The sequence below is a fragment of the Diaphorobacter sp. MNS-0 genome, from assembly GCF_019602835.1.
GTDB classification, from domain to species: domain Bacteria; phylum Pseudomonadota; class Gammaproteobacteria; order Burkholderiales; family Burkholderiaceae_C; genus Diaphorobacter; species Diaphorobacter nitroreducens.
On the sequence record NZ_CP080761.1, the window covers coordinates 1,119,762 to 1,136,397 of the forward strand.

Sequence of the window (16,636 nt, forward strand, 5' to 3'; positions counted from 1 at the left end):
GCAGGACATCCCATGGATCAGCAACGCTACGTGAACGCCGCCCCGGACCGCCTGGTCGACAAGCCCATCGCCACCGTGCTGGTAGTGGACGACACGCCCGACAACCTGACGCTCATGGCCGGACTGCTGCAGGGGCATTACCGCGTCAAGGTGGCGGCCAGCGGTGAGAAGGCCCTGGTAATCGCGCAGTCCGACGCTCCGCCCGACCTGCTGCTGCTGGACATCATGATGCCCGGCATCGACGGCTACGAGGTCTGCCGGCGCCTCAAGGCCAACGGGGCCACGCGTCACATTCCGGTGATCTTTCTCACCGCGCGCTCCGATCCCGACGACGAGCGCGAAGGCCTGGCGCTGGGGGCGGTGGACTACATCACCAAGCCCATCAGCCCCTCCATCCTGCTGGCGCGCGTGGCCACGCACCTGGCGCTCAAGGCCACGGCCGACTTCCTGCGCGACAAGAGCGTCTACCTGGAGCGCGAGGTGGCGATGCGCACGCTGGAGGTGCAGGCGATCCAGGACGTGACCATCATGGCGATGACTTCTCTGGCCGAGACGCGCGACAACGAAACCGGCAACCACATCCGCCGCACGCAGCTGTACGTCAAGGCCCTGGCTGAGCGTCTGCGCCACCACCCGCGCTTCGAGGCGGCCTTGAACGACCGCATGATCGACCTGCTGTACAAGTCGGCGCCGCTGCACGACATCGGCAAGATCGGCATCCCCGACAGCATCCTGCTCAAGCCGGGCAAGCTCACGGTGGAGGAGTTCGAGATCATGAAGACCCACACCACGCTGGGGCGCAAGGCCATCGAGGATGCCGAGCAGCGCCTGGGCATGCGCGTGGCCTTCCTCAGCGTGTCCAAGGAGATCGCGTACAGCCACCAGGAGAAGTGGGACGGATCGGGCTACCCCGAAGGCCTCAAGGGCGACGCCATTCCCGTATCTGCGCGCCTGATGGCCGTGGCCGACGTGTATGACGCACTCATCAGCAAGCGCGTGTACAAGCCGGCGTTCTCCCACGAACAGGCTTGCACCATCATCCTCAAGGGGCGGGGCACGCACTTCGACCCGGACATGGTGGATGCGTTCGTGGAACTGGCCGACGACTTCCGCGGCATCGCACAGCGCTACCCCGATCCCCATTGAAGTGCTGCCGCAGTTCAAATAAAAATAGCTGCCATGGCGCTTGCAGCAAGCGCGGGCAGCTATTGTTTTATGAGTATGAGGATTACGGCGCTGCCGTGGGCCGGGTCTGGGTGTCCTCCGCGGCGCTGTCCGGTGCGGTGGGCGTGGCGTCGTCTGGCGACTGCGCGGCCGCCTCGTCGTCGGCCACGCCAGCGACTTCCGTGACCTCGGCGGCCTGGCGCACTGCGGCCTTGTCGCCCGCGCTGGCGAACTTGCTGTATTTGCCCAGCAGAGTCACCAGCTGGCCATAGATGCGTGGCGCGCCGGCCAGGCATTCGCGCTGCTCCATGTAGTCGGCCTCGCCCGTGAAGTTGCCCACCAAACCTCCGGCCTCGGTCACCAGCAGACCGCCCGCGGCCACGTCCCAGATCGACAGGCCGCTCTCGAAGAAGCCGTCCGTGTAGCCGGCGGCCACATAGGCCAGGTCCAGCGCGGCAGCGCCGGGGCGGCGCAGGCCCGCGGTGCGGGGCATCACCTCGGCCATCATGTTCAGGTATTGCTTGAAGTTGTCGCCGGGGCGGAAGGGGAAGCCCGTGGAGATCAGGCATTCGCCCAGGCGCGTGCGCTTGCTCACGCGGATGCGGCGCTCGTTCAGGAAGGCGCCGCGCCCGCGCGTGGCGGTGAAAAGGTCGTTGCGCGAGGGGTCGTACACCACGGCCTGCTCGACCTTGCCGCGCACGGCCAGGGCGATGCTCACGCAGTACACGGGAAAGCCGTGGATGAAATTGGTGGTGCCGTCCAGCGGGTCGATGATCCAGACGTATTCGGAATGCTTGGAGCCATGCTCCGAACCCGATTCCTCGGCCAGGATGCCGTGGCCGGGGTAGGCGGTGAGCAGCGTCTCGATGATGGCCTGCTCGGCGGCATGGTCCACCTCGGTCACGAAGTCGTTGATCTGCTTTTGCGAAATACGCACGGCCTCCACGTCAAGGGCCGCGCGGTTGATGATGGCGCCGGCGGCGCGAGCGGCCTTGATGGCCACGTTGAGCATGGGGTGCAGATTGGACGACATTGGATTGTGACGAAGGAGCGGGGCGGCTGGTGGCCGCGGGGCGCGCAGCCGGCGATGCGGGCGCAAAACGGGCATTTTACCCATCACCCTCCGGGCTTGCACGCGCGGGCCTTCGGGCGCTTTGCAGCAGCGGCGACAATGGCAGGCTTGCTCCCGAGTCACTTCGCGCCATGAGAACCCGCTTCATCCTGATCCAGACCAGCCATGCCGGCAACGTGGGCGCCACGGCCCGCGCCATGAAGACCATGGGTTTCGATGACCTGGTGCTGGTCGCACCGCGCTGGCCCAACGTGCTGCGCAAGGAGGAGACCATCCAGCGGGCCAGCGGCGCGCTGGACGTGCTGGCCCATGCCCGCATCGTCGCCACGCTGGACGAGGCGTTGGAGGGCGTGAGCCACCTGTGTGCCACGGCGATGACGCCGCGCGACTTCGGCCCGCCCACGCGCACGCCGCGCCAGCATTTTGAGATGCTATTGAATAATGAGCTGCCAGCGCTTGATGGCAAAGCGCCAGGGGCTGATTTGGCTAGAAACCCGTCGCCGGAAACTGGCGTGGCCTTCCTGTTCGGCTCCGAGCGTTTTGGCATGGCCAACGAGGATGTGTACCGCTGCCATGTGGCGCTGAGCATTCCCACCAATCCGCAGTTCGGCTCGCTCAACCTGGGCGCGGCGGTACAGGTCATCGCCTATGAATGGCGGCAGGCCCTCGCCACCCGTGGGGAGGGCTTTGCGGTGCAGGAGTCCGCCCCTCAGGGCGAGCGCGCGGACGCCGCGCAGGTGGCCGGCATGCTGGCGCACTGGGAGCAGGCGCTCACGGGCATCGGTTTCCTGGACCCGGCCGCGCCCAAGAAGCTCATGCCGCGCTTGAACCAGCTTTTCAACCGCGCGCAACTCACGCAGGAGGAAATCCACATCCTGCGCGGTGTCGCCAAATCCATGCTGCAGGCCACGCAGGCAAACCGCTAGACTGCCAAGCTTCTCGTTACACCATTGCCCTTCATGCTTGCCCGCCTGCGATCCGACGTCCAGTGCATCCTCGAACGCGACCCGGCTGCGCGCAGCACCTGGGAGGTCATTACCTGCTATCCCGGCCTGCACGCCATCTGGCTGCACCGGCCGGCGCACTGGTGCTGGACGAACGGTTTCAAGTGGCTGGGGCGCTTCATCTCGCACTTTGCGCGCTGGTTCACGGGCATCGAGATCCACCCGGGCGCCAAGATCGGCGAGCGGGTTTTCTTCGACCACGCCATGGGGGTGGTGGTGGGCGAGACCGCCGAGATCGGCGACGGCTGCACCATCTACCAGGGCGTGACGCTGGGCGGAACCTCGCTCTACAAGGGCACCAAGCGCCATCCCACGCTGGGCAAGAACGTGGTGGTGAGCGCGGGCGCCAAGGTGCTGGGCGGCTTCGAGGTGGGCGATGGGGCCAAGATCGGCAGCAACGCCGTGGTCATCAAGCCGGTGCCGGCGGGTGCGACGGCCGTGGGCATCCCCGCGCGCATCATTCCGTCGAAGGAAGGCCAGAGCGCCGATGTGACCGAGCCGCACAAGCCCGAGGAGGCCAAGTTCAGCGCCTACGGCGTGACCTCCCTGCAGGACGACCCGCTGACCCAGGCCATGCGCGGCCTGATCGATTCCGCCGCCACGCAGGAGCACCAGATCGCACTGCTGTGGCAGGCCATTGAAAAGCTCTCCAGGTCCACCCCGCAAAGCGGCGGCTGCGTACCCGACGAGGCCGTGCGCTGCGAGCAATTCCAGGCGGCCAAGCTCAACGACATCATTGGCAAGTAAACAATCCATGGAAGTCACCCAGGCCCTGCGTGCGCGCCGCTCGGTGCGCGCCTTCCTGCCCGACGCGCCCCCCGCAGCGACGGTGCAGACGATTCTTCAAGAAGCCGCACAGGCGGCCTCCGGCGGCAATCTGCAGCCCTGGCGCGTGGTGGCCCTCACGGGCGCGCCGCTGCAGGAGTTGCTGGCGGTCGTCGCCCAGGCGCAACCCGAGGAAGGACCGGACAACCAGTCCTACCCGCCGGGCCTGTGGGAGCCCTACCGCACACGCCGCTTCGCCAACGGCGAAGACCTGTACCGCAGCATCGGCATTCCGCGCGAGGACAAGGCCGGGCGCCTGCAGCAGCTGGCCAAGAATGCCGAGCTGTTTGGCGCGCCCGTGGGCATCTTCGTGTGCGTGGACGAGCGCATGGGTCAGCCGCAATGGGCTGATCTGGGGATCTACCTGCAGTCGCTGATGCTGCTGGCGGTGCAGCATGGGCTGGCCACCTGCGCCCAGGGCTTCTGGCGCCGCTATGCCGGCACGCTGCAGCAGCAGCTGGGACTGCCCGAGCCGTACCGCGTGGCCTTTGGCGTGGCGCTGGGCTATGAGGATGCGGCGGCGCCCATCAATACCCTGCGCTCCTCGCGGGCTCCCTGGGCCGAGTGGGGCGAGATGCGCGGGTTCTGAGCCCGAGGAAGGGCCGCCGGGGCCTTTTGTTGGATGAATGCTCCTAATTCAATAGCTGCCAGCGCTTGATGTATAAGCGCTAGCGGCCTATTTTCCCTTGATGGGCGTTGGCTCGCCTCAGTGAGGCTTGATGGCGATCTTCAGCACCCCGTCGCGCTGGTGCGCAAACAGGTCGTAGGCCTCCACGATGTCGTCCAGCTTGCGCTGGTGCGTCACCAGCAGCCCCAGGTCCAGGCGGTTGGCGGCGATCACGTTCATCAGGCGGCGCATGCGCTCCTTGCCGCCGGGGCACAGCGCGGTGCGGATGGTGTGGTCGCCCAGGCCGGCAGCGAACTGCGCCAGCGGGATCGACAGATCTTCCGAGTACACCCCCAGGCTGGACAGCGTGCCGCCGGGCTTGAGCACCTTCATGGCCTGGGCGAACGTGGCCTGCGTGCCCAGGGCCTCGATGGAGCCGTCAGCGCCCTTGCCGCCGGTGAGCTTCATCACCTCCTCCACCACATCCACGTTGCGGAAGTTCAGCGTCACGTCGGCGCCCATCTTCTTCGCAACCGCCAGGCGGTCGTCGTTGCCGTCCACGGCGATGATGGTGGTGGCACCCAGCAGGCGCGCGCCGGCGGTGGCGCACAGGCCGATGGGGCCCTGCGCGAACACCACCACGGTGTCGCCGATCTTGATGTTGGCGTTTTCCGCGCCCTTGAAGCCGGTGGACATGATGTCCGGGCACATCAGCACCTGCTCGTCGGTCAGCCCCTCGGGAATCGGCGCCAGATTGGCCTGGGCATCGGGCACCAGCACGTACTCGGCCTGGGTGCCGTCGATCAGATTGCCAAAGCGCCAGCCTGCCGTGGCCTTGTAGCCGTGGCAGCCGCACAGACCACGCGGCACCAGGTAGCTGCCGTCCTGGCTGGGATAGCCGTCCTGCGCCGCGTAGCTGTTGAAGTTGGGGCAGATGGCGCCGGCGATCACGCGCTGGCCTTCCTGGTAGCCCTGCACGGCGCTGCCCAGTTTCTCGATCACACCCACGGGCTCATGGCCCACGGTCAGGCCCTTGGCCACCGGGTATTCACCCTTGAGGATGTGCACGTCGGTGCCGCAGATGGTGGTGGTGGTGATGCGCACCAGCGCGTCGTTGGGGCCCACGCCGGGAATGGGCTTGTCGGCCAGTTCGATGCGGCCTTTTTCGACGAAGACAGCGGCTTTCATCATGGCGGTCATGCGGGGCTCCTTTGCGGGGTGAAGCCGCTACATTACGCCGGGTACGCGGCGGCGGGGCTACGGTTGAGTGGACTGCTCGGGTATGGCCATGCCCTGTGCCGCGCCCACGGCGTCGTCCACGCTCCAGAACAGCGGAATATGCGTGAGCCCGGCGCGCTGAAGCGCGGCACGCGGGTGGTCCTTGATGCGCGCGAGCAGCAGCGCCAGTCCCCGGCGCGCCAGATCGGCCTGCAACTCCTGCAGGGCCTCCAGCGTGGTCACGTCCATGTCGTCGCTGGACTCCACGCTCAGCACCACGGCGCGCACGCCCTGGGCTCCTGCGTGCGTGGCCACGATATGCGCCATGGCCTCGGCATTGGCAAAGAACAGCGGTTCGTCCGGCCGCAGCACCAGCACGCCCGGCGTGCGCTGCGCGTGCGGGTGCAGCTTGAGCGCGACGAAATCATGCGTGCCCGGCAGGCGGCCCAGCTCACTGGCGGCCGGCTGCGCAAAGCGGCGCAGCGCCAGCAGCAGCGAAAGCCCCACCGCGAGCAGCATGCCGAACAGCACGCCCAGCACCAACACGCCGGCCGCGGCGGCCAATGCCATCCAGGCGTCGCCATTCCAGCGCAGCGTGGCCCACAAGGGGCGCGGGCCCAGCTTGTGCGACAGGATGCCGATCACCACCGCAGACAGCACCGGCAGCGGCACAAGCGCCAGTGCGCCTTGCGCCAATCCCAGCGCCAACGCAATCGCCGCTGCGGCGACGAGGCCCGTCCATCGGCTGTGCCCCCCAGCCTCGTAGTTGGCCGACGAAGCCGAGAAGCCTGCGCCCACGGGCAGGCCCTGCAGCAGGCTGCTGCCGATGTTGGCGGCGCCCAGGGCCAGCATCTCGCGCCGCGCGTGCACGCGGTCGCCCGCTTGCAGGGCCAGGGAGCGGGCCGATCCCCACGACTCGGCGAACAGGATCATCATCAGCGCCGGCGCCACCTGGGCGGCGCGCACCCAGTGGTCCCAGTCCAGCCGCGGCCAGCCCCACTGCAGCCCCTGCAGCGTGACCGGCCCCACCAGCACCACGCCGTGCGCCGCCAAAGGCAGCGCCGCGGACAGCGCGATGCCCAGCGCCAGCACCAGCACCGAGGGCTGCACCCAGGCATGCCGCGCCTGGGCGCGCTGTAGCGCCAGCCACAGAGCCAGCGCGCCGCAGCCCAGCGCTGCCGTCAGACCCTGTGCGTTGCCGAGCCCGCCCAGCCAGTCCCACAGCAGGCCGGGCGTGTGCGTGCCCTGGGCCGGAACGCCCGTGAGGCCGGGCAGTTGCTTGACGACGATGGTGACCGCGAGCGCCCACGCAAAGCCGCGCAGCACGGGGCGCGAGACGAACGCCGCCAGGAAGTCGGCGCGCGCGAGCGCCGCCACGATGAACAGTCCGCCGGTGACACCGACCAGCGCAAACGCGCCGCCCGTGCCTTCCGCCGCCACGACGGACGCGAAGATCGCCGCGGCCGACGACGTGACCGAGAGCGTGGCGAAGCGGCTGGTGCCGATGAACGGATAGACGAGCAGCCCGACGAGCGCGGCCACCAGCGCATGGGCCGGCGGTACGCCGGCGATGGCGGCGTACGCCACCGCCTCGGGAACCAGCAGGCCGGCGATGGCCAGGCCGGCCAGGAACGTGTGGCCTGCGCGGGGGCGCGAAGGCGCGGCAGGACGATCGGTGGGCAGCATGGCACGGCCCCGTGGCGGGGCGGCGCGCTCAGCGCTGGGGGCGCACGGCGGTCTTGGGGCGGAAGGCCTTGCAGACCTCGGGGCGTGTCTCCAGGTAGGGCCCGCCGATCAGGTCGATGCAGTAGGGCACGGCGGCGAAGATGCCCGGCACGCGCTGTGCGCCGCTGTCGTCCTTGAGGCCCTCCAGCGTCTCGGCAATCGCCTTGGGCTGGCCCGGCAGGTTGATGATGAGGCTCTGGCCGCGAATCACCGCCACCTGGCGCGACAGGATGGCCGTGGGCACGAACGTCAGCGAGATCTGGCGCATCTGCTCGCCAAAGCCCGGCATCTCCTTGTCGGCCACGGCCAGCGTGGCCTCGGGCGTCACGTCGCGCAGCGCGGGGCCAGTGCCGCCGGTGGTCAGCACCAGGCTGCAACCAGCGTCCACCAGTTCGACCAGCGTGGCGCTGATGCGCTCTTTCTCGTCGGGAATCAGGCGCGGCTCGAAAGCAATCGGGTTGTGCAGCGCGCGCTTGAGCCAGTCGTGCAGGGCGGGCAGGCCCTTGTCTTCGTACGTGCCGCTGCTGGCGCGGTCGCTGATGGAGACGATGCCGATCTTGACCGGCTCGTAGGACGGGGCTTTGTGGGTGTCAGGCATCGTCTTCGCGCTCCTCATGCACGGCCAGGGCGGCCGCTTCGGTCATCTGGTGGCGCACCAGCTGGAACAGTTCGCGGTAGGCGCGCCCCTTGCGCGGAGCCTCGCCCTGCGACTGGGCCAACCGCGCCTCATGGTCGGACGGCGCATCCTTGCGCGCCTGGCGAATCAGCGCGCGGATCTGTTGCGTGTCCGTGCGCGGAAACTGCTCCAGCCATGCTGCCAGCGCATTGTCGTCCGCAATGAGGCGGTCGCGCCAGTGCTCGGCCTGGTGCAGGGCCAGCTTCTCGGCGGCGGAGCCGTTGCGCTGTTCGTCCAGCGCGGCGTGGATGGCCGCCACGGTGCCTTCTTCCAGCTTGCGCATGAGCTTGCCCACGAACTGCATCTGCCGGCGCTTGCCCTCGAAGTTGGTGATGCGGCGGGCCTCGGCTAATGCATCCTGGAGCTTTTCGGGCAGGTCCAGGCGCGCGAACAGGTCGCTGCGCAGCGTGAGCAGCTCGGAGCCCAGGTCCTGCAGCGCCTCCATCTCGCGCTTGAGGTCGGTCTTGGTGGCACCGTCGGTGCCTTTGAGTTCGGCCTTGAGCTGCAGGTCCATCTCGCTGCCTTCGGCAACGAAATGGCCCTTCACAAAATAGCCTTTTTTGGGTTTGCGTGACATGGGTGTGCTGGGGGCGGAAACAGGCCCTGCGCGGCGCAGCGGCAATGGCGCCTGCCGCGCGGCGGCGCGGGTCGGCAAGTATCATAGCCGCCGCTATGAATACATCCAGCAACCGCGCCGCCAGCGGCACTTCTTCCCAGCCCGACAGCGGCTTCAGCTATACCCGAGAGTTCTTTGAAGGCCTGGTGGACCATGCCCTGGCCCATGCCAAGAAGTTGGGCGCTACCGACGCGGGGGCGGACGCCTCGGAAGGCTGCGGCCTGTCGGTGAACGTACGCAAGGGCGAGCTGGAGACGGTGGAGCGCAACCGCGACAAGTCGCTGGGCGTGACGGTGTACGTGGGCCACCGCCGTGGCAATGCGAGCACGTCCGACTTCTCGCTGGCCGCCGTGGAGCGCACGGTGCAGGCGGCCTACGACATCGCCCGCTTCACCGCCGAGGACCCGGTGGCCGGCCTGCCCGACGCGGCCGACATCGCGCCACAGGAAACGCACCGCGACCTGCAACTGTTCCACCCCTGGGCCATCACCAGCGAAGAGGCCGCGCTTCTCGCGCTGGAGTGCGAGGCCGCCGCCTTCAAGACCCACAAGCGCATCACCAACAGCGAAGGCGCGGGCGTGTCGGCGCAGCAGAGCCATTTCTTCAGCGCCCACACACGCGGCTTTCGCGGCGGCTACGCCAGTTCGCGCCACAGCATCTCGGTGGCGCCCATCGCCTCGCTGCCAGGGCGCAATGCCGAGATGCAGCGCGACGCCTGGTACAGCTCCATGCGCGACGCGCGCGAACTGGCCGCGCCCGAGGCCGTGGGCCGCTACGCCGCCCAGCGCGCGTTGAGCCGCCTGGGCAGCCGCAAGATCCCCACCACCGAATGCCCGGTGCTGTTCGAGTCGCCCCTGGCCGCCGGCCTGCTGGGCGGCTTCGTGCAGGCCGTGAGCGGCGGCGCGCTGTACCGCAAGAGCAGCTTCCTCGTCGATTCGCTGGGCAAGCAGGTGTTCGCCAAGCACATCGACGTGGCCGAGGACCCGTTCATCCTGGGCGGCAAGGGCAGCTCGCCGTTCGACGACGAGGGCGTGCGCGTGGCGCCGCGCCAGGTGGTGGAGGCGGGCCGCGTGCAGGGCTATTTCCTCAGCACCTATTCGGCGCGCAAGCTCGGCATGCCGACCACCGGCAACGCCGGCGGCTCGCACAACCTGGTGCTGTCGTCGCGCCTTACGAAGCCCGGCGACGACCTGGACGCCATGCTGCAAAAGCTGGGCACGGGCCTGTTCGTGATCGAGCTCATGGGCCAGGGCGTGAACTACGTGACGGGCGACTACTCGCGCGGCGCCAGCGGCTTCTGGGTGGAGAACGGCCGCATCGCTTATCCGGTGCACGAGATCACCATCGCCGGCAACCTCAAGGACATGCTGCGCGGCATCGAGGCCGTGGGTGCCGACGCCTACACCTATGGTGCCAAGACGGTGGGCTCCATCCTCATCAACCGCATGAAGGTGGCGGGCAGTTGAGCCGCGCCGCGCCGGCAGTCCGCGCATGAGCACGTCGCTGTCGCGGGCCGACTGGGCCAAGGCGCTGGTGGTGGTTGTGGTCTGGGGGCTGAACTTCGTCGTCATGAAGTGGGGCCTGGCCACGCTGTCGCCGCTGGTGCTGTGCGCGCTGCGCTTCCTGACGGCGTCGCTGCCGTTCCTGCTGTTCGTGCGCCCGCCGCGGCACCTGTCCTGGGGCGTGATGGCGGCCTATGGCTTGGTGCAGGGTGTGGGACAGTTCGGCCTGCTGTTCACCGGCATGCAGCTGGGCATGCCGGCGGGCATGTCCTCGGTGGTGCTGCAGACGCAGGCATTCATCACCATGCTCATGGCTGCAGCCTTGTTGGGCGAGACGCCACACCGCTGGCAGTGGCTGGGCCTGTGCATCGCCATCGGCGGGCTGGCGTTCATCGGCGCGGCGCACGGCGATGGCGCCTCCGGCATGACCCTGGCGGGCTTCCTGCTCACCGTGGGGGCCGCGGCCATGTGGGCCGGCTCCAACCTGCTCACGCGCGTGGCGGCGCGCCAGGGGCCGTACGAGCCCGTGTCCTTCATTGTTTGGAGCAGCGTGTTCCCCATCGTGCCGCTGTTGCTGCTGGCCTGCGTGGTGGACGGCACGGAGGCCGTGGTGCAGCAGCTGCGCGGCCTGGGCGGGCGCGAGTTGGGCGTGGTGGCCTATCTGGCGCTGTTGTCCACCCTGCTGGGCTATGGCCTGTGGACGCGCCTGCTGCAGCGCTACGCCGTCAGCACCGTGGCGCCGCTGTCGCTGCTGGTGCCGGTGGTGGGACTGCTGTCGGCCATGCTGCTGCTGGGCGAGCGCCCCACGGCCTGGCAATGGATGGGCACGCTGGGCGTGCTGGCGGGCATGGTGATCAACCAGTTCGGCGGGCTGTGGGCCAAGCGCCGCCGCGGGGCGGGATCTATATAAAAAATGGCTCTAGCGCTTACCAGTCAAGCGCTAGAAGCTCCTGAAAGAGTAGCAAATCACCCGCGCTCGGCGCGGCAGCTTGCGTCTCAGCCGCCGCGCACCATGGAGAGGATCTTGGCCGTGTCGAGCTGGCGCGCGGTGGCCTGCATCTGCGGCAGGTAGCGCGCCTGCAGTTGCTGGCCGTCCTGCATCACGTGCTGGTAGGCGTCCTTGAGCATGTCGGTGGACAGGGTGCGCCCGCCCGCGTAGTACTGGTTGGCCACATGCCCCAGCGCATAGGTGGCCGCAAAGCTCATGCTGCTGCTCACCGCCTGGCGCCCCAGGCCGCCCAGCAGGCCCTTGCCGGCCTTGCCCAGCAGGCCGCTGAGCAGCTTGCGGCCTGCCTGCTCCAGGTACTGCGAGGTGAGCCCCACGCCCAGCGTCGCGAGGAAGTCCTTGATGTGCCCGCGGTCCAGCTCATAGCCGTAGCTCTGGCCGATCTGGTAGACCAGCCGCATTTGCAGCGGGATGATGGCCAGGGTGGACAGGTTCTCAGGCAGCAGTTCGATGGCGCCGTTCATGATCGACGCCTGCAGAATCTTGCGGTCCATCTCGGCGGGCGGCAGGCTGCCGGGGCGGCGCTGCGCGGCGGTGGTGGGCAACGCGTCCGCAGCGGCGGGGTGGGGGGCCGGTGTCGCAGGCGCAGTGGATGCGTCCAATGGCGTTTGCAGAGGCGCTTGCAGAGGCGCTTGCAGAGGGGCGTCGGCCACGGCCTGGGCCTCGGCATCGAATCCCTCTGTGGTATGCGCGCCCCCCAGACCCCAGGCCTGGCGCACCTGGGCCAGGAAGGCGTCTTCCTTGGCGCTGGTGTGGCCGTCGGCTTCGCACACGCACACGGCCATCTCATAGGCCAGCTGGCGCGACTCGGGAGAGGCCAGGCGGCCCAACACTTCTGGTAGCTGCACGCGGCGCAGCAGCACGTCCTGGTACAGGCCGGGCAGGTTGATCTGCGCGTCGCCCGCAAGGCCTTGCGCGACCTCGCGGATCTGCTCGCGTTCGCGGTCGTGCTTCTCGCCGTCTGCGTACGAGGCCATCAGGCACAAGGTGAGGGTGGCGCGGATTTCTTCTGCGGTCATGGTGCTCCTGAGGCGGTGAAGAGATGCAGATGGGAGTGCAAGGCGGCAGCGGGGTTCCCTGCCGCGCTGGCCCTTTACCCGTTGGAAAAACAAAAACCGCCCGAGGGCGGTTTTTGTCACGGACGGTTCACATCGCGAGGCCGTCAGGCGGCCACCATGGGCACGACCTTGTATTCGCCCGCGGCGATTTTCTTTTGCCACTCGGCCGGGCCGGTGATGTGGGCGCTGGTGCCGCCCGCGTCCACGGCCACGGTGACGGGCATGTCCACCACGTCGAACTCATAGATGGCTTCCATGCCCAAGTCGGCAAAGCCCACCACCTTGGCGTTCTTGATGGCCTTGCTGACCAGGTAGGCGGCGCCGCCCACGGCCATCAGGTAGGCGCTCTTGTGGTTCTTGATGGACTCGATGGCGACCGGGCCGCGCTCGGCCTTGCCGATCATGGCGATCAGGCCGGTTTGCTCCAGCATCATGTCGGTGAACTTGTCCATGCGCGTGGCGGTGGTGGGGCCGGCGGGGCCCACGGCCTCGTCCTTCACCGGGTCCACGGGGCCCACGTAGTAGATCACGCGGTTGGTGAAGTCCACGGGCAGCTTCTCACCCTTGGCCAGCATGTCCTGGATGCGTTTGTGCGCGGCGTCGCGGCCGGTGAGCATCTTGCCGTTCAGCAGCAGCGTCTGGCCAGGCTTCCAGCTCGCGACCTCTTCCTTGGTCAGGGTGTTGAGGTCCACGCGCTTGCTGGTCTCGGTGTTGGGCGCCCAGTCCACCTTGGGCCACAGGTCCAGGCTCGGCGGGTCCATGTAGACGGGGCCGGAGCCGTCCATCACGAAGTGCGCGTGGCGCGTGGCCGCGCAGTTGGGGATCATGGCCACGGGCTTGCTGGCCGCGTGCGTGGGGTACATCTTGATCTTCACGTCCAGCACGGTGGCCAGGCCGCCCAGGCCCTGGGCGCCGATGCCCAGGGCGTTGACCTTCTCGTACAGCTCCAGGCGCAGCTCCTCGACTTGGGTTAGCTTCTCGCCGCGCTGGCTCTTGGCCAGCAGCTCGTACATGTCCAGGTCTTCCATCAGGCTTTCCTTGGCCAGCAGCACGGCCTTTTCCGCCGTACCGCCGATGCCGATGCCCAGCATGCCCGGCGGGCACCAGCCGGCGCCCATGGTGGGTACGGTCTTGAGCACCCAGTCCACCAGGTTGTCGCTGGGGTTCATCATGACCATCTTGGACTTGTTCTCGCTGCCGCCGCCCTTGGCGGCCACCGTCACGTCCAGCGTGTCGCCGGGCACGATCTGCACGCTGATGACGGCGGGTGTGTTGTCCTTGGTGTTCTTGCGAGCAAACTGCGGGTCGGCGACGACCGACGCGCGCAGCGTGTTGTCGGGGTGGTTGTAGCCGCGGCGCACGCCTTCGTTGATGGCGTCCTCCAGGCTTTGGTCGGCGGCGAAGCCCTCGAAGCGCACGCCCATGCCCACCTTCAGGAACACGTTCACGATGCCCGTGTCCTGGCAGATCGGGCGGTGGCCCGTGGCGCTCATCTTGCTGTTGGTGAGGATCTGCGCCATCGCGTCCTTGGCCGCGGGGCTCTGCTCGCGCTCGTAGGCGCGGGCCAGGTGCTGGATGTAGTCGGCGGGGTGGTAGTAGGAGATGTACTGCAGCGCGGCAGCTACGGACTCCACAAGGTCGTTGTACCGGATGGTCGTGGTCATGTGGGGGAGGATTCTTGTGAAACGGACGCCCGCGATTATCGCCCTGCACCTTGCACGCGCCTGATGCAAGGGCAAAAGCAAGGGGAAAAGTCCCGCCCGCCCGCCCGCCCGCCCGCCCGCCCGCCCGCCCGCCCGTCCGCCCGTCCGCCCGGCGTGGCGGCAGGGGCTTTCAGTGGCCTCGCGGCCATTTGCGGTGAAATCGCCCCGTTGCTCCTTCCCGGATCAGAAAGGCGTTTCCATGAATTCCAACACCCGTATCGAACGCGACACCTTCGGCCCCATCGAGGTGCCGGCCGACAGGCTCTGGGGCGCGCAGACGCAGCGCTCGCTGCAGAACTTCGCCATCTCGGGCGAACGACAGCCGCAGGAACTCATCCGCGCGCTGGCGCAGGTCAAGCGCGCGTCGGCCCGGGTCAACCACGCGCTGGGGCTGCTGGGGGCGGACAAGACGCGCGCCATCGTCGCCGCGGCCGACGAGGTGCTGCTGGGCCAGCACGACGACGAGTTCCCGCTGGTGGTCTGGCAGACCGGCTCGGGCACGCAGACCAACATGAACGTCAACGAGGTGCTGGCCAACCGCGCCAGCGAGCTGTTGGGCGGCGAGCGCGGCGAGGCACGGCTGGTACATCCCAACGACGACGTGAACAAGAGCCAGTCCAGCAACGACGTGTTCCCCACCGCCACGCATGTGGCCGCGGTGCAGGCGCTGGTGCACCGGCTGTTGCCCGCCATGGAGGAGCTTCGCGCCACCCTGCAGGCCAAGGCCGAGGCGTTCGACGACATCGTGAAGATCGGCCGCACCCATTTGCAGGACGCGACGCCGCTCACGCTGGGGCAGGAGATCTCGGGCTGGGTGGCGCAGCTTGCCCATGGGGAGCGCCACGTGCGCGCGGCGCTGCCACACCTGTATGAACTGGCCCTGGGCGGGACGGCCGTGGGCACGGGCCTGAATGCGCCCGAGGGCTACGCCGAACGTGTGGCGCAGGAGCTGGCCCAGTTCACCGGCCAGCCCTTCGTGACATCGCCCAACAAGTTCGAATCGCTCGCATCGCAGGACGCGCTGGTGCATGCCCACGGCGCGCTGAAGACGCTGGCGGCCAGCCTCACGAAGATCGCCAACGACGTGCGGTGGCTGGCCAGCGGCCCGCGCTGCGGCATCGGCGAGATCACCATCCCTGAGAACGAGCCCGGCTCGTCCATCATGCCCGGCAAAGTGAACCCCACGCAGTGCGAGGCGCTGACCATGCTGTGCGCCCAGGTGCTGGGCAACGACGTGGCCATCAACATCGGCGGGGCCAGTGGCAACTTCGAGCTGAACGTGTTCCGCCCGCTGGTGGCGCACAACTTCCTGCAGAGCGTGCGGTTGCTGGCCGACGGCATGGTGAGCTTCAACGAGCACTGCGCCGTGGGTATCGAGCCCAACCGCGCGCGCATTGCGGAGCTGGTGGAGCGCTCGCTGATGCTGGTGACGGCGCTCACCCCGCACATCGGCTACGACAAGGCCGCGGCGATTGCCAAGAAGGCGCACAAGGAAGGCAGCACGCTGCGCGAGGCCGCGCTGGCGCTGGGCTACGTGACGCCCGCGCAGTTCGATGAGTGGGTGGTGCCCGCCCGGATGGTGGGGCGCTGACGGCTGGGAGGGACGTTGCGACGGTGGGCGGCGCGCTCAATCGTCGCCGCGGCCGTCTGCCGCAGCCTGGTCCACCAGCGTCTGCAGGCCGGTGGCGTCCAGGATCTCGATGCCGCGGGGGCGCACGCTGATCAGGCCCTCGCGCTCCAGCCACTTCAGCTCCACGTTCACGCGCTGGCGCGAGCCGCCCAGCAGGCAGGCCAGCTCGTCTTGCGCCAGCGACAGGCCCAGCGGCACGCTCTCGCCCGGCTCGGTGCGCTGCGGGCCGAAGCGCTGCAGCAGCTGTAGCAGTTGCTTGGCCAGGCGCGCGCGCAGCGGCAGCGTGGCCATGTCTTCCATCATGCAATACAGCGACCGCATGCTCCACGCCTGCAGCGTGAGCAGCGCCTCGCCGAACGAGGGATGCTCCTGCAGCAGCGTGCGGAAGGTGGGTTCGGGCACGCTCAACAGCGTGGTGGGGCCATGGGCATGCGCGTCGTAGGTGCAGGGACGGCCGTAGAGCACCTCGGCCTCACCCACCCAGATGCCGGGCTCCACATAGGCCAGCGTGACCAGCTTGCCCGAGGGCGTGGTGCGTTGAAAGCGCAGCGCGCCACTGGCGCAGGTGAACCATTCGCGGATGGGGCGGCCCTGCTCGACGATCAGGTCGCCGTGTGCATGGCGCGTCACGTGGCCCAGGCGGAAGATGTCGTGCCGCAGCGAGGGCGAGAGGGTGGAGAACCAGGGGCTGCGGTCCAGGGCCTCGCGCTCGCGCGCCGACAACAGGGGACGTTGCAGCGACACGTCGGCACAAAAGCGCAGGGGAGCGGGCATGGTGGTTCGTCGGTAAAGGGCGCCGGGCGCGGGAACAGCGGCTGCGGCATTCTAGG

15 protein-coding genes are annotated in these 16,636 nt (G+C 68.4%); 7 read left to right on the forward strand and 8 right to left on the reverse strand.

What is annotated here, in order from left to right:
• The first annotated feature begins 12 nt into the window (after positions 1-12).
• Complete coding sequence (locus K2L43_RS05365) at positions 13-1,146, forward strand: two-component system response regulator (RefSeq protein ID WP_220638648.1); 1,134 nt, start codon at positions 13-15, stop codon at positions 1,144-1,146.
• Positions 1,147-1,228: 82 nt separating this feature from the next.
• On the opposite strand, the gene K2L43_RS05370 is transcribed toward K2L43_RS05365, so the two are convergent.
• Complete coding sequence (locus K2L43_RS05370) at positions 1,229-2,197, reverse strand: inositol monophosphatase family protein (RefSeq protein ID WP_015912691.1); 969 nt, start codon at positions 2,195-2,197, stop codon at positions 1,229-1,231.
• 170 nt (positions 2,198-2,367) lie between these two features.
• Between K2L43_RS05370 and K2L43_RS05375 the strand changes: the two genes are divergently transcribed.
• Genes K2L43_RS05375 through K2L43_RS05385 form a run of 3 tightly spaced genes read left to right on the forward strand, consistent with a single transcriptional unit; the run spans position 2,368 to position 4,654 of the window.
• Positions 2,368-3,162 (forward strand): RNA methyltransferase, encoded by a 795-nt coding sequence (locus K2L43_RS05375; protein WP_088887432.1) that lies wholly within the window; start codon positions 2,368-2,370, stop codon positions 3,160-3,162.
• Between the two features lie 33 nt (positions 3,163-3,195).
• The gene (gene cysE / locus K2L43_RS05380; RefSeq protein WP_047349618.1) at positions 3,196-3,987 is read left to right on the forward strand and encodes a serine O-acetyltransferase; all 792 of its coding nucleotides are present in this window, start codon (positions 3,196-3,198) and stop codon (positions 3,985-3,987) included.
• A 7-nt stretch (positions 3,988-3,994) separates the two neighbouring features.
• Entirely contained in the window at positions 3,995-4,654 is a 660-nt protein-coding gene (locus tag K2L43_RS05385; RefSeq protein ID WP_123675151.1) for a nitroreductase, read from the forward strand.
• Positions 4,655-4,771: 117 nt separating this feature from the next.
• On the opposite strand, the gene K2L43_RS05390 is transcribed toward K2L43_RS05385, so the two are convergent.
• The 4 genes from K2L43_RS05390 to yjgA are packed head-to-tail and all read right to left on the reverse strand — an operon-like array spanning position 4,772 to position 8,868.
• Positions 4,772-5,872 (reverse strand): NAD(P)-dependent alcohol dehydrogenase, encoded by a 1,101-nt coding sequence (locus tag K2L43_RS05390; RefSeq protein WP_047349620.1) that lies wholly within the window; start codon positions 5,870-5,872, stop codon positions 4,772-4,774.
• A 57-nt stretch (positions 5,873-5,929) separates the two neighbouring features.
• On the reverse strand, positions 5,930-7,576 hold the full coding sequence (locus K2L43_RS05395) for a SulP family inorganic anion transporter (protein ID WP_220638649.1): 1,647 nt from the start codon (positions 7,574-7,576) through the stop codon (positions 5,930-5,932).
• Between the two features lie 28 nt (positions 7,577-7,604).
• Entirely contained in the window at positions 7,605-8,213 is a 609-nt protein-coding gene (gene mog / locus K2L43_RS05400; protein WP_011804487.1) for a molybdopterin adenylyltransferase, read from the reverse strand.
• Positions 8,206-8,868 carry a ribosome biogenesis factor YjgA gene (yjgA, locus tag K2L43_RS05405; RefSeq protein ID WP_135149292.1) on the reverse strand — a complete coding sequence of 221 codons (663 nt, stop codon included), beginning with the start codon at positions 8,866-8,868 and terminating at the stop codon, positions 8,206-8,208. Before yjgA ends, mog begins: the two co-directional genes overlap by 8 nt.
• 95 nt (positions 8,869-8,963) lie before the next feature.
• On the opposite strand from yjgA, the gene pmbA reads away from it, so the two are divergent.
• Both pmbA and K2L43_RS05415 read left to right on the forward strand, forming a co-directional pair.
• A complete protein-coding gene (gene pmbA / locus K2L43_RS05410) occupies positions 8,964-10,373 on the forward strand; it encodes a metalloprotease PmbA (RefSeq protein ID WP_015912698.1) in 1,410 nt (469 codons plus the stop codon).
• 25 nt (positions 10,374-10,398) lie between these two features.
• Positions 10,399-11,319, forward strand: a complete 921-nt coding sequence (locus tag K2L43_RS05415; protein WP_220638650.1) for an EamA family transporter — start codon at positions 10,399-10,401, stop codon at positions 11,317-11,319.
• Positions 11,320-11,405: 86 nt separating this feature from the next.
• Here K2L43_RS05415 and K2L43_RS05420 read toward each other — a convergent pair whose 3' ends face one another.
• Together K2L43_RS05420 and K2L43_RS05425 are read right to left on the reverse strand one after the other, a co-directional pair.
• Positions 11,406-12,434, reverse strand: coding sequence for a YcjF family protein (locus K2L43_RS05420; RefSeq protein WP_220638651.1), 1,029 nt, complete (start codon positions 12,432-12,434; stop codon positions 11,406-11,408).
• Between the two features lie 143 nt (positions 12,435-12,577).
• The gene (locus K2L43_RS05425) at positions 12,578-14,137 is read right to left on the reverse strand and encodes a fumarate hydratase (RefSeq protein ID WP_220638652.1); all 1,560 of its coding nucleotides are present in this window, start codon (positions 14,135-14,137) and stop codon (positions 12,578-12,580) included.
• Between the two features lie 238 nt (positions 14,138-14,375).
• Between K2L43_RS05425 and fumC the strand changes: the two genes are divergently transcribed.
• Entirely contained in the window at positions 14,376-15,767 is a 1,392-nt protein-coding gene (fumC, locus tag K2L43_RS05430) for a class II fumarate hydratase (protein WP_220638653.1), read from the forward strand.
• Between the two features lie 36 nt (positions 15,768-15,803).
• On the opposite strand, the gene K2L43_RS05435 is transcribed toward fumC, so the two are convergent.
• The gene (locus K2L43_RS05435) at positions 15,804-16,580 is read right to left on the reverse strand and encodes a Crp/Fnr family transcriptional regulator (protein WP_103737291.1); all 777 of its coding nucleotides are present in this window, start codon (positions 16,578-16,580) and stop codon (positions 15,804-15,806) included.
• Positions 16,581-16,636: the final 56 nt, after the last annotated feature.